This window comes from Variovorax sp. GW821-FHT09B05, from assembly GCF_059418265.1.
Genome location: NZ_JBWKPN010000030.1, coordinates 1 through 12550 on the forward strand (window position 1 = coordinate 1; position 12550 = coordinate 12550).

The 12550-nt window shown below is 70.0% G+C and carries 15 protein-coding genes; 9 read left to right on the forward strand and 6 right to left on the reverse strand.

Annotated features, from left to right (window positions below; genetic code table 11):
- Positions 1-125: 125 nt before the first annotated feature.
- From AC07RM_RS40000 to AC07RM_RS40035, 8 genes are all read left to right on the forward strand, one after another.
- Positions 126-1046: an ABC transporter permease gene (locus AC07RM_RS40000; RefSeq protein WP_093340438.1), complete on the forward strand. Its 921-nt coding sequence runs from the start codon at positions 126-128 to the stop codon at positions 1044-1046.
- Between the two features lie 50 nt (positions 1047-1096).
- Entirely contained in the window at positions 1097-2269 is a 1173-nt protein-coding gene (locus AC07RM_RS40005) for a BMP family ABC transporter substrate-binding protein (protein WP_057591996.1), read from the forward strand.
- Positions 2270-2345: 76 nt separating this feature from the next.
- A complete protein-coding gene (locus AC07RM_RS40010) occupies positions 2346-2738 on the forward strand; it encodes a hypothetical protein (RefSeq protein ID WP_296784255.1) in 393 nt (130 codons plus the stop codon).
- Positions 2729-3478 carry a 2-phosphosulfolactate phosphatase gene (locus AC07RM_RS40015; RefSeq protein ID WP_495338015.1) on the forward strand — a complete coding sequence of 250 codons (750 nt, stop codon included), beginning with the start codon at positions 2729-2731 and terminating at the stop codon, positions 3476-3478. Before AC07RM_RS40010 ends, AC07RM_RS40015 begins: the two co-directional genes overlap by 10 nt.
- A 114-nt stretch (positions 3479-3592) precedes the next feature.
- Positions 3593-4333, forward strand: coding sequence for a hypothetical protein (locus AC07RM_RS40020; RefSeq protein WP_495338016.1), 741 nt, complete (start codon positions 3593-3595; stop codon positions 4331-4333).
- A gap of 47 nt (positions 4334-4380) precedes the next feature.
- Complete coding sequence (locus AC07RM_RS40025; RefSeq protein ID WP_495338017.1) at positions 4381-4902, forward strand: SMI1/KNR4 family protein; 522 nt, start codon at positions 4381-4383, stop codon at positions 4900-4902.
- 37 nt (positions 4903-4939) lie between these two features.
- Entirely contained in the window at positions 4940-6130 is a 1191-nt protein-coding gene (locus AC07RM_RS40030; protein WP_495338018.1) for a glycoside hydrolase 100 family protein, read from the forward strand.
- 88 nt (positions 6131-6218) lie between these two features.
- Positions 6219-7136: a protein NO VEIN domain-containing protein gene (locus tag AC07RM_RS40035; RefSeq protein ID WP_208508466.1), complete on the forward strand. Its 918-nt coding sequence runs from the start codon at positions 6219-6221 to the stop codon at positions 7134-7136.
- A 4-nt stretch (positions 7137-7140) separates the two neighbouring features.
- On the opposite strand, the gene AC07RM_RS40040 is transcribed toward AC07RM_RS40035, so the two are convergent.
- The 6 genes from AC07RM_RS40040 to AC07RM_RS40065 form a co-directional block, all read right to left on the reverse strand.
- On the reverse strand, positions 7141-7542 hold the full coding sequence (locus AC07RM_RS40040) for a nuclear transport factor 2 family protein (protein ID WP_495338019.1): 402 nt from the start codon (positions 7540-7542) through the stop codon (positions 7141-7143).
- A 65-nt stretch (positions 7543-7607) separates the two neighbouring features.
- On the reverse strand, positions 7608-7946 hold the full coding sequence (locus AC07RM_RS40045; protein ID WP_495338020.1) for a hypothetical protein: 339 nt from the start codon (positions 7944-7946) through the stop codon (positions 7608-7610).
- A gap of 30 nt (positions 7947-7976) precedes the next feature.
- A complete protein-coding gene (locus tag AC07RM_RS40050; protein WP_495338021.1) occupies positions 7977-9263 on the reverse strand; it encodes an NAD(P)/FAD-dependent oxidoreductase in 1287 nt (428 codons plus the stop codon).
- Complete coding sequence (locus tag AC07RM_RS40055) at positions 9260-10006, reverse strand: amino acid ABC transporter ATP-binding protein (RefSeq protein WP_093340422.1); 747 nt, start codon at positions 10004-10006, stop codon at positions 9260-9262. The genes AC07RM_RS40050 and AC07RM_RS40055 overlap by 4 nt, the downstream gene beginning before the upstream one ends.
- Positions 10003-10671 carry an ectoine/hydroxyectoine ABC transporter permease subunit EhuD gene (gene ehuD, locus AC07RM_RS40060; RefSeq protein ID WP_495338022.1) on the reverse strand — a complete coding sequence of 223 codons (669 nt, stop codon included), beginning with the start codon at positions 10669-10671 and terminating at the stop codon, positions 10003-10005. The genes AC07RM_RS40055 and ehuD overlap by 4 nt, the downstream gene beginning before the upstream one ends.
- Before the next feature lie 14 nt (positions 10672-10685).
- Positions 10686-11465 (reverse strand): ABC transporter substrate-binding protein, encoded by a 780-nt coding sequence (locus tag AC07RM_RS40065; RefSeq protein WP_495338023.1) that lies wholly within the window; start codon positions 11463-11465, stop codon positions 10686-10688.
- 177 nt (positions 11466-11642) lie between these two features.
- Here AC07RM_RS40065 and AC07RM_RS40070 point away from each other — a divergent pair, with 177 nt between their 5' ends.
- A complete protein-coding gene (locus AC07RM_RS40070; protein ID WP_093340419.1) occupies positions 11643-12467 on the forward strand; it encodes an IclR family transcriptional regulator in 825 nt (274 codons plus the stop codon).
- The last annotated feature ends 83 nt before the right edge of the window (positions 12468-12550 follow it).

The window sequence follows — 12550 nt, forward strand, 5'->3', positions numbered from 1 at the left end:
GCGAAATAAAGGAGGAGCCGAAGGCGGGGGACATTCGCGGAGGGAAGTACCCGCTGTCCTGTGCACGCGCCCCGACCGTCCCCTCTGCACCCCGAGCAACCCAAGCAACGAGAGCCACTAAAAAAATGGACAGCTACGCACTCCTGCTCGGCTCCACCCTGAGCGCCGGCACCGTCCTCGCCATCGCCGCGCTCGGCCTCCTCATCAACGAGAAGGCCGGCATCGTCAACCTCGGCGCCGAGGGCATGATGCTGTGCGCCGCCATCGCCGGTTTCGCGACCGTGGTGACCACCCACAACCCCTGGCTCGGCCTGCTCGCCGGCATGGCCGCCGGGGCCCTGCTGGCCGCCTTCTTCGGCGTGCTCGTCATCTGGCTCAACACCAACCAGTACGCCACCGGCCTCGCGCTGAGCCTGTTCGGTGTCGGCTTCTCGGCCTTCGCGGGCATCAACTTCGTGCAGGCCAAGCTGCCCGAGAGCGCCAGCTATGCGATCCCCGTGCTGGCCGACATTCCGCTGCTCGGCCCCGCGCTGTTCCGCCATCACCCGATGGTCTACGTCGCCGTGCTGCTGACGGTAGGCCTGATCTGGTTTCTCTACCGCACGCGCGCCGGCCTCGTGCTGCGCTCGGTCGGCGAGTCGCCCGAATCGGCGCATGCGCTGGGCTATCCGGTGCGGCGCATCCGCCTCTTGGCCGTGATCGCGGGCGGGGCGCTGTGCGGCCTCTCGGGCGCGTACCTCTCGACCGTCTACACCCCGCTGTGGGTCGAGGGCATGGTCGCGGGCCGCGGCTGGATCGCACTGGCGCTCACCACCTTCGCCACCTGGCGGCCGATGCGCGTGCTGCTGGGCGCCTACCTGTTCGGCGGCGTCTCGATGCTGGGCTTCCACCTGCAGAGCAGCGGCGTCGACGTGCCCTCGCAGTTCCTCAGCATGTTGCAGTACATCGCGCCCATCGTGGTGCTGGCCCTGATCTCGCGCAACCCCGCATTCATTCGCGTCAACATGCCGGCTTCGATCGGGAAACCGTTCTACCCCGGCTCATAATCGCGGTTTTCGTTTTTCCGCCAACCCGTCCTTTTTGAGGATTTCCGACAATGAATGATCTGAACAAGCGCTCCCTGCTCAAGCTCGCCGCCCTCACGGCGGTCGCTTCGGCAGCCTTGATCGGCTGCGGCAAGAAAGAAGAAGCGGCAGCACCGGCCGCCGCGCCCGCACCGGCTCCGGCACCCGCCGCCGCCGCGCCGGCCCCGGCAGCGCCGCTCAACATCGCATTCGCATACATCGGACCCGTGGGCGACGGCGGCTGGACCTTCGCGCACGACAACGGCCGCAAGGCGCTCGAGAAGGAATTCGGCGACAAGATCAAGACCACCTTCGTGGAAAGCGTGCCCGAGGGCGCCGACGCCGAGCGCGTGTTCCGCGACATGGTCGGCCAGGGCAACAAGCTGATCTTCGGCACCACCTTCGGCTACATGGAGCCCATGCTCAAGGTGGCCAACGACAGCAAGGACGTCAAGTTCGAGCATGCCACCGGCTACAAGACCGCCGAGAACATGCGCACCTACGACAGCCGCACCTACGAAGGCGCGTACATGGCCGGCATCATCGCGGGCGCCATGACCAAGTCGAACACGCTCGGCGTCGTCGGCTCGGTGCCGATCCCCGAGGTGCTGCGCAACATCAACAGCTTCACGCTCGGCGCCCAGTCGGTCAACCCGAAGATCACGACCAAGGTCGTGTGGGTCAACGAGTGGTTCAGCCCGCCGAAGGAAACCGAGGCCGCCACCGCCCTGATCAACGGTGGCGCCGACATCCTGTTCCAGAACACCGACTCGCCGGCCGTGCTCAAGACCGCGCAGGAAAAGGGCAAGCGCGCCTTCGGCTGGGACTCCGACATGACCGCCTACGGTCCCAAGGCCCACCTGGGCTCGGCCACCATCAACTGGGCGCCGTACTACATCAAGGCCACGCAGGACGCGCTCGACGGCAAGTGGGCCACCGGCCAGGCCTGGTGGGGCGTCAAGGAAGGCGCCATCGACCTCGTGTCGATCGCCGAGGACGTGCCGGCCGAGGCCAAGGCCAAGGTCGACGAGGTCAAGAAGGGCCTGAAGGACGGCAGCTTCTCGATCTGGAAGGGCCCGATCCTCGGCCAGGACGGCAAGGAAGTGGTCGCCAAGGACGCGGTCGCCGACGACAAGTTCCTGACCGGCATCAACTTCTACGTCAAGGGCGTCGAAGGCAAGGTGCCGGGCGGCGACAAGAAGTAAACAAGCAGGCTGCTTCGCGTCGCGATGCAGGCAAGGCCGCCTTCGAGGCGGCCTTTTTTCATGGAGGATCCGTTCGATGCTGCGCAGTCTTCGCCCCTTCGTTGCCGCCGTCCTCGCGGCGCTGGTCTCGCTGCCCGCCGCCGCGGCCGGCGAGACGCCGCCGCGTTTCTCGAAGGACGAGCAGCCGCTGCGCCAGGCCGTCGAGGATGCCGCGATGTGCTTCCACTTCGCCGGTGAATTCGGCGGTGACGGCTCGGCGCGCGACCGCGAGGTGAAGCGGGAGATGGCCAAGGTCTGCAAGGACGAGAGCCAGCAGCGCGTGATGCAGGCCTACCGCAAGAACCCGCGCGACCGGCGGCTCTATCCCGCGGTGCTGATGCTCGACGGGATGGTGAAGGGGCCGGCGCTGACCGAGGCCGAGAAGGCGCGGCTGTGCGCGGTGGCGAAGACGGAGCTCGTGTGTCCCTGAGCCCGTTCGCGCAGCACGGCTTCTCGGTGCGCCTCGAATGGGGCTTGGCGGCCATCGAGCGGCTCGGGCCCGACGCGGACTGCATCGTCGTCGTCGACGTCATGTCCTTCTCCACCTGCGTCAGCATCGCCGTGGACCGGGGCGCCATCGTCCATCCCTACCCCTGGAAGGACGAGAGCGCGCAGCGCTACGCCGAGGCGCGCGGCGCCGAGGTGGCCAGCGGCAGGCAGCGCTTCGCGCGGGGCTGGTCGCTGTCGCCGCAGTCGATGCTGGCGGCGCATCAAGGCCTGCGCCTCGTGCTGCCGTCGCCCAACGGGTCCGCCTGTGCCTACCGTGCGAAGGCCCTGGGCAAGGCCGTCTACTGCGCCGGCTTGCGCAACCTGCGCGCGACCGCGGCCGCCTGCGCGCCGCATGCGCGCGTGCTCGTGGTGCCCTGCGGCGAACGCTGGCCCGGCGACGCGGGCTTGCGCCCCGGCCTCGAGGACCACGTCGCGGCCGGCGGCATCGTCTCGGCGCTCGGGCGCGCGGACGCCTCCCCCGAGGCGCGCGCCGCCGCGCTGGCCTACGAAGGGCTCGGTGCGCAACGGGCGCGGGTGCTGGCCGAATGCGGCTCGGCCGTGGAACTGCGCGAACGCGGCTTCGCCGAAGACGTCGCGCTGTGCCTGCAGGAGGACGCGAGCCGCATCGCCTGCCGGCTCGAGGGCGATCGCTTCGTCGCCGAGCCGCAGCCGCAGGGCTGAGCGGCCGCGCCTGCGTCCTGGGCCTACAGCCGCGTCCCGGCCGCCCGGGGATACTCGGCACAGGGTCGGCGTCGCGAGCGCCGGCCGTTCCCTGCCGCCTCCCTGGGTTCACCGATGCGCAACTCGATCGACTTCACATCCTGGCAAGGCCTGCTCTCGACCCTGCTCGGCCTGGTGCTCGTGTCGCTGGTCGCGGTCGGCATCCGCATCGTCGTGATGCTGAGCGTGCAGCAGCGGCGCGAGCGGCAGAACCGGCAGATCAACGAGCGGCTCAAGACCCTGATCGCGGCCTACAAGGTGCTCGGCGGTTCGTTCACCGGCGAGCTCGCGGTCGACCCCAGCCATCTGCGCGAACTGCGCACGCGCGGCCTGCAGGCCGAGGCCGAAGGCGGCGCCGATGCCGGCCTGCCCGCCTCGGACCGGCGCCGTCGCATCCGCGATGCGGTCGAGACCGCGCTGTCCGACGTGATCCTGCTCGGCACCGAGGAGCAGGTGCGGCTGGCCGCGAAGGCCGCGGCAGACATGGTCGCGGGCCGCAGCGTGGAGACGGCCGAGTTGGTGGTCTCGCTGCGCACCTTCATCCGCGCGGTGCTCGACCTCGATCCGGTGCCGCCGACGCTCGGCATCCCGAAGCAGGGGCCGCTGCGGCTCAAGGGCACGGCCACGCGCGGCGAGCGCACGGGCGGTGGCGGCGGCAATGCCGGCGGTGGTGCCGGTGGCAAGGGCGGAGGCGGCGGTGGCATGGGCGCCGGCATGGGCGCGGGCCTCGGAGCCGGCGTGGGCCTGCACCATGGCGCGGCCGAGGCCGAAGCGCTGCCCGCGTCGCTCGGCCTGCCGCGCGAGACCGATCCCTGAGACACGCCGCCATCGAACAGACACCTCCCACGTCCACAGTCATTCCCATGCTCGAACGCAGCGCAGCCCACTTCCCCCAGTTCTCCCGCCTCGCACCCGACTTCGATCTCGAGGACGTGCAGCCGCCAGCCACCGACGCCGAGATCGCGGCACTCGAGCAATCGCTGGGCGTGCCGCTGCCGGAGTCCTACAAGCAACTGCTGCGCTGCAGCCGCGGCTTCATGCTGATGGGCGGTGTCGTGCAGTTCGGCGACCAGCATCCGTTCTTCCACGAGTTCGAACCGCTCGATCGGCTCGGCGAGGCGCAGCGCGCCGTGGTCAAGCGCCGCGGCGGCAGCTGGCCGCCACCGTCGAACGGCATGCTGTGCTTCGCGGAGTTCTTCATGGAGGCGGACGGCGACCAGGTGCTGTTCGACGTGAGCCGGGGGCTGGTCGATGGCGAGTACCCGGTCGTCTACTACGCGCATGCCGCGTCGCCGGCCTCGGTGCGCGTGCTCGCGCGCTCGTTCGCCGAGTTCATGGAAGCCTTCCTGCGCTACGAGGAATTCGCCGACGAAGACGAGGAATGAGCGAGGATCCATCGATTCGCGCACCGCGCCGACGCCCATGACCCACGATTCCCTCGATGCCCCTTCGCTCGCGCTCGTCGATGCCTGCAGCCAGGCCTCGCTCGCGCTGCTCGAAGCCAACCTCACGCCGCACGGCATCCTGGCCGCGAGCCGCACCGAGGCCGCGGTGGCGCGGCGCTACACGCGCATCTTCGGGCGCGACGCGGCGATCTGCGTGATGGCGATGTGCGGCAGCGGCGTGCCGGCGCTCGAGCAGGGTGCGGTCGCGAGCCTTGACGCGCTCGCGGCGCAGCAGGCGGCCAACGGGCAGATCCCGAAGTACGTCGACCCCGAGGGGCAGGACGCCGACTTCTGGTATCTGGGCTGCATCGACGCCACGCTCTGGTGGCTGATCGCGGTGGACCACGTGCGCCGCCACGGCCAGGTGGGCGCGACGCACTGGGCCGATGGCGTGCAGCGCGCGATCGGCTGGCTGCTGGCGCAGGAGCACCAGCACTTCCGGCTGCTGCAGCAGAACGAGGCCAGCGACTGGGCCGACATCATGCCGCGCTCGGGCTACGTGCTCTACACCAACGCGCTGTGGTTCGACGTCAAGCGCCGCTTCGCGATCGCGCAGGCCGACGAGACCCGGCACCACTTCAACCACCTGTTCAATCCGTTCCAGCGCGACCTGCCCGAATACCACCGCGCGCGGCTGCTGCAGCACTACGCACGCCGTGGCCGGCGCGATCCGGGGCTGTACCTGAGCTTCGTCAACCTCGCGGTGGTGGGCGACGAGGGCGACGTGTTCGGCAACGTGCTGGCGATCCAGGCCGGGCTGGCCGACGAGGCGATGGCGCACCGCATCGTCAACACCATCGAGGGCGCGCGCGCGAGCGATCCCTACCCGGTGCGCGTGGTGCTGCATCCGCTGTCGCCGCAGCACGAGCTGTGGCGCGCCTACATGGGCCGGCACCGGCAGAACCTGGTGCACCAGTACCACAACGGCGGCATCTGGCCCTTCGTGGGCGGCTTCTGGGCCATGGCGCTCGCCAGGCTGGGGCTCGCGGCCGAGGGCTGGGCCGAACTCGCGAAGCTGGCGCGGGCCAACGAACTCGACGGCTGGCGCTTCACCGAGTGGTTCCATGGCCGCACGCTGGCGCCGATGGGCATGGCGGGCCAGAGCTGGAATGCCGCCACCTTCCTGCTGGCGCGGCGCGCGCTCGAGGGCGACGCCACGGCCTGGTGAGCGCGCGCTCGAGGGCGGCCGGTTCCCGGTTGCGGCATACTCGCCACCCCCCGCAATCTCCAATCTGCCTCTCGCACAAGACCCCCGCATGGACAAGGAAGTCGACCCCAAAGTACTCGCCGTCATCGATGAGATGCGCCTCTCCGGCCCCCGGCTCACGCCGGTCGACATCGTCGCCAAGATGGGGGTGTTCGACGCGCGCGAGAAGGCCTCGGACCACGCCTGGCTCGCCACCGGCGACAACGTGATCGCCACCATCTGGGGCGAGTACGTGAACCTCGGCGAGGGCGGGCGCTGGTTCTGCCTCGAGTCGCTCGACGTGCAGTTCCGCCCCGGCGGCGGCCCGCGCTCCGCGTTCCAGTCGCAGCGCGCCGCCGACCGCCTCGCGCTGCTCAAGCGCACCTTCGACGCCGGCCAGAATTTCCGCGCCGTGGTGCAGACCAACCGCATCGCCATCGGCGAGATCGAGACCAACCGCAGCGCCAAGGTCTCGACGCGCGTGCGCGACGACGCCGAATGGCATGTCGCGAGCTGGGAGCCCGAGCGCAAGTTCGCGGTGCTGGTGCGCGGCCCGCGCGACTGGGCGCCCGACGAGGCCGCGATCCAGGCCGCCCGCGCCAAGGGCAACGTGCCCGACGAGGCCGTGGCCGGTGCCGACGGCGCCTCGAAGCTGGGCTCGGCCGAGGCCGTGCAGGAGGCCGCCATGGACTACGTGATGCGCCACTTCAAGGGCTACGGCTACAACGCCGAGGACGTGCGCAGCCAGAAGACCGGCTACGACATCGTGGTGTCGAACTCGAAGGGCGCGACCCTGCTCAAGGTCACGGTCAAGGGCACGGCCTCGGGCTTCCCGACCTTCCGCCTCACGCGCGAGGAGCAGCTGAGCTCGGTCGGCGAGCCGCTGTGGCGCCTGCTGGTGGTGTCCGACGTGGCGACCCCCACGGCCGCGCACAAGATCTACAAGCCCACCGAGATGACGCAGGCGCCGGGCTTCGAGCCGCTCTGATCCGTCAGGCCTGAGGTGGCTGCGCGGCCTGCAGCTGCGCCGCCATCTTCTGGTGGATCAGGTTCACGGCCTTGAGCGGGCGCAGCATCACCTTGAACTCGGTGATCTTGCCCGCGTCGTTCCAGCGGATCATGTCGACACCGTTGACCACGATGCCGTCGAGCTCCACCTCGAACTCGAGCACCGCGTCGCGCTCGGCCTTCACTTCGCGCACGTAGCGGAAGCTCGGGTTGAAGAAGACCTCGAAGGCCGCGGCCAGGTAGCGGCGCGTGATCTCCTTGCCGACCTGCGGCTTGTGCACCACCGGCGAATGGAAGACGGCGCTCTCGTCGAGCAGCACGTCGAGCCCCGCCGCGTCGCGCGTCTTCACGAGCTGGTGCCAGGTGGAAAGGGTGTCGATCGACATGGGGTGTGTCCGATGCTGTGGGTGGATGGAGCACGCCATGGTATCGGCTGGCGGCCCTGGGCGTGCTATTCGTCGATGGTCGAAAGCGCCTTGAGCACGGCCACGCCCCTGAAGGCCCGCCAGAGCCCGAAGGGCACCAGCAGCGCGCTGGCCAGCCGATGCAGCGGCGGCGCCAGGGACAGCGCGCCCCAGACCCCGAGCGCGGCGATGAGCAGGCCACCGACGATGTTCACCACGCCGCCACTGAGCCACTGCCACTGGAGCAGCCGCGCCGTCAGCGACAGCATGCGGTCGGCCACCTTCAGTCCGAGCCTGTCGGCCAGCACATAGAGCCCGAGCAGCAGCAACGGCGCCACGGCGATGCCGATCAGGAGATACGCCGCGATGCCGATCAGGGTGTGCATGCGGCCCAGCTTATCAAGCGGGGCGCCGGCTCAGGAGAAGCGATCGAGCAGGCTGTACCAGGCCACGCCCGCCGCGATGTAGAAGCGCTGCAGTCCATGCAGCGGGATCGGCTGGAGCGGCGTCACCGGGTACGGGAAATCCGCCCCGGGCTGCAGCAGCCGCGCCGCCACGTGTCGGCCCATGCTGGTGGCCAGCGCGATGCCGCGCCCGTTGTAGCCCAGCGCGATCGTGAGGCCCGGCGCGGGCGTGTGCACATGCGGCATGAAGTCGCGCGTGACGGCGATGCGGCCGGCCCAGCGGTACTCGTATTCGAGCGGCCCGAGCTGCGGGAACAGCAGTTCGAGCGAGCGCTCGAGGTGCGCGAAATCGGCCGGCCCCGCCGGGTCGGCGAAGTGGCCGCGACCGCCCATCAGCAGCCGGCCCTGCGCGTCCTTGCGGAAGTACAGCAACAGGCGCTGCGAGGTCGAGGCGGTCTCGCCGCCCGGCAGGATGGCGTGTGCCGCCGCGCCCTGCAGCGGCGCGGTCGCGACGATGAAGCTGTTGGCCGCGAGCACCGTGCGCGAGAGGCCGGGCCACAGGCCGCCGGTGTAGCCGTTGGTCGCGATCAGCACCTGGTCGGCGACCACGCTCGCGCCGCTCGACGTGCCCGCATGCCACTGCGACCCGCGGCGCTCGAGCGCCGTGACCGCGCTGCCGCCGTGCACCGATGCGCCCGCGGCCTGCGCGGCGCGCACCAGGCCGCGCGTGTAGGCCAGCGGCTGGATGCCGCCCGCGCGGCCGTCGAGCCAGCCGCCCGCGAAGGCCTCGGTGCCCAGGCGCGCCGCCACGTCGGCGCGGTCGAGCATCTGCGTGGCGACGCCGCGCCGCGCCCATTGCTCGGCGCGCGCATGCATGGCGGCGATGTGCTTGGGCGAATAGGCCACCTGCAGCCAGCCCTTGCGCACCGGCTGGCAGTCGATGCCGTGGCGCTCGATCAGCTCGAACACCAGGTCGGCCGAGCGCGAGACCGCGTCGATCAGCGGTTCGGCGCGCGCGGCGCCGTAGAGCCGCACCAGCTCGTCGGGATCGTGCTTGAGCGTGGGATTGACCTGGCCGCCGTTGCGCCCCGAGGCGCCCCAGCCCGGCTCGTGCGCCTCGAGCACGCAGACCTTGGTGCCGGCCTCGGCCAGGTGCAGCGCGGCCGACAGGCCCGTGAAGCCGGCGCCCACGATCAGCACGTCGGCGCGCTGCGAACCCGCCAGTGGCGGCGTCGGCGGTGCCGCTGGCGCGGTGGCGGCCCACAGCGAAGGAGGCAGTGTCGATGTCGCGATTCTCACGCGCGCACCTCCGCCGACGGATGCAGCACGCGCCGCAGGAAGTCCTGCGTGCGCGCCTGGCGCGGCGCGCCCAGCACCTGCGCGGCCGGGCCTTCCTCGACGATGCTGCCGCTGTGCAGGAAGCACACGCGGTCGGCCACCTCGCGCGCGAAGCCCATCTCGTGCGTGACCACGATCATGGTCATGCCCTCGTCGGCCAGCGCGCGCATCACGCCGAGCACGTCGCCCACGAGCTCGGGGTCGAGCGCCGAGGTGGGTTCGTCGAACAGCATGGCCTCGGGCTTCATCGCGAGCGCGCGCGCGATCGCCACGCGCTGCTGCTGGCCGCCCGAGAGCTGCGCCGGCCAGGCCTGCGCCTTCTCGGCCAGCCCGACCTTGGCGAGCAGCGCGAGCGCCTCCTCGCGCGCCTGCGCGGGGTTCTGGCGCAGCACGTGCACCGGGCCCTCCATCACGTTCTCGATCACGGTGCGGTGCGGGAACAGGTTGAAGCGCTGGAACACCATGCCCATGCGGCTGCGCAGCCGGTGGATGGCGGGCGCGTTGCGGTCCACGCGCTCGCCGAAGGCGCGCACCTCGCCGCCCTCGTACGACTCGAGGCCGTTGATGCAGCGCAGCACCGTCGACTTGCCCGAACCCGAGGGGCCGATCAGGCACACCACCTCGCCCTTGTCCACGCGCAGGCTCACGCCCTGCAGCACGCGGTGCGCGCCGAAGCGCTTCTCGAGGCCTTCGACGTGGATCATGGCTTCCTCCTTCCGGCGCCGAAGCGCGCCTCGAGCTGGCGCAGGCCCCAGACCAGCGGCAGGCTCATCAGCAGGTAGAGCAGCGCGACCAGCGTGTAGACCGTCATGTTCTGGAAGGTGGAGGAGGCGATCAGCTGGCCCGCGCGCGTCATCTCGGCCACCGTGATGGTCGAGACCAGCGAGGAGTCCTTGAGCATCATCACCAGCGTGTTGCCGTAGGGCGGCAGCGCGATGCGGAAGGCCTGCGGCAGGATCACGCGCCGCATGATCAGCGCCGAGCGCATGCCCATGGCCTGCGCGGCCTCGCGCTGGCCCGGGTCGACGGCCTCGATGCCGGCGCGGAAGTTCTCGGCCTGGTAGGCCGAGTAGGCGATGCCCAGGCCGATCACGCCGGCCTGGAAGGCCGTGAGCTGCACGCCGAACTCGGGCAGCACGAAGTAGATGTAGAACAGCTGCACGATGATCGGCAGCCCGCGGATCACGTTGACGATCACCGCGCCGGTCCACGAGACGGCGCGCACCGGCGACAGCTTCATCAGCGCCAGCGCGAGGCCGAGCACGCTGCTCAGCAGGAACGACAGCACGGTGACCTGCACCGTGACCACCGCGCCCTGCAGCAGGATCGGCAGGAAGTCCTGCGCGTGTTGGAGGAACGAGGAGGTCATGGCTCAGCGCGCGCTCAGATGCCCCATTTCTGGACGATCTTCGCCAGCGTGCCGTCGGCCTTGATCGCGGCGATGGCCTTGTTCAGCCGCGCCAGCGTCTCGGTGTCGCCCTTGCGCACCACCAGGCAGACGTCGCCCACGTTCACGGGCTTGTAGCTGTCGACCAGCTTCACGCCCGGGAAGGTGTTCTGCCGGATCTGGTAGGCCATGATGGGCTGGTCGCCGAGGCCGGCCTTGATGCGGCCGAGCGAGAGGTCGCGCGTCATGTCGGCCACCGAGTCGTAGCTGCGCACCTCCTTGAAGATGCCCTTCTTGGTGAGCATGTCGAGGAACACGGTGCCGACCTGCGCGCCCATCACTTCGCCCTTGAGCTCGTCGAGCGTGGCGTAGGCGCGGGTGTCGTCGGCCTTGACGATCAGGCCCTCGCCGTACGAATAGACCGGGTCGCTGAAGTCGACCACCTCCTGGCGCGCGGGCGTCTTGAGCATGGCGGCCGAGACGATGTCGATCTTGCGCGCCGTGAGCGAGGGGATCAGCGCCGAGAACACGGTCTGCTGCACGTTGACCGTGAAGCCGCCGGCCTTGCCGACCGCGGTGACGGTGTCGACCATCATTCCCTGGATGCTGTTGCTCTTCACGTCGAGGAAGGTGAAGGGCACGCCGGTGGCGGTGGCGCCCACGTTGAAGCTGGCCGGGGCCGCGCCCTGGGCCGCCGCGAGCGAGGCGGCGCCGGCGATGCAGAGGCCGAGCGCGAGGCGGCGCAGCGGGCGGAGGTGGCGAACGATGCGATTCATGGAAGCACTCCTCAGGACAAGAGAGAGAAAGGAAGGAAGCGAAGGAAGCGGGGTCGACGCAACATGCATGCCAATAATCGATTCGATCGACTCTTTAATCAATAAATGAAAACCACTAGTCGAATTGATCGTATCGATATTCGATATTTCGACGAGCCCTAGCTATACTTCGACGCCATGGACCCCACGACCGCCCCCACCGGAACCGCCGACGACGCGGCGCCCGAGGACAGCCAGAGCCTTCTCTTCAACCAGTCGCTCGAGAAGGGCTTGGCCGTGCTGCGCGCCTTCAGCGCGCGGCGGCGCACCATGACGCTGGCCGACGTGGCCGCGGCCACCGACATCACCAAGAGCTCGGCCCAGCGCATGGTCTTCACGCTCGAGAAGCTCGGCTACCTGCGCAAACATCCGAAGACGCGGCGCTACCAGCTCACGCCGCGCGTGATGGAGATCGGCTTCAACTACCTCGCGGCCAATGCGCTGATCGACGTGGCGAATCCCTACCTGTCGGAGCTCACCAAGGTGACGACCGAGACCTCCTGCCTCACCGAGCCCGACGGGCTGGACATGGTCTACGTGGCGCGCTTCGTGAGCGCGCAGTTCGTGCCGGTGCACATGCCGATCGGCAGCCGCATCCCGATGTACTGCACCGCCTCGGGCCGCGCCTTCCTGAGCGCGCTGCCCGAGGACGAGGCGCGCGCGCTGATCGAGGCCTCGGACCGGGTGGCCCACACCACCCACACGCTGACCGAGGTCGAGGCGATCCTGGCCACCTTGCGGCAGGCACGGCTGCAGGGCTTCGCGACCAATGCCGAGGAGCTGTTCCTCGGCGACATGACCATCGCCGCGCCGGTGCTCGGCAGCCAGGGCCGGCCCGTGGCCTCGGTGCACGTGGTCGCGCCCACCAGCCGCTGGACGCTGGAGGAGGCGGTGCGCAAGCTGGCGCCCACCTTGCTCTTGTGCGCGCGCTCGCTCACGAGCTCGGCGCGCAGCCTCGATTGAGGCCATACGGTTTCGCGCATTGCGCGGCCGCGGGCAGCCTTTATGCTCGCGCGAACGCAATGCCCCACGGCGCCCCCCATGCG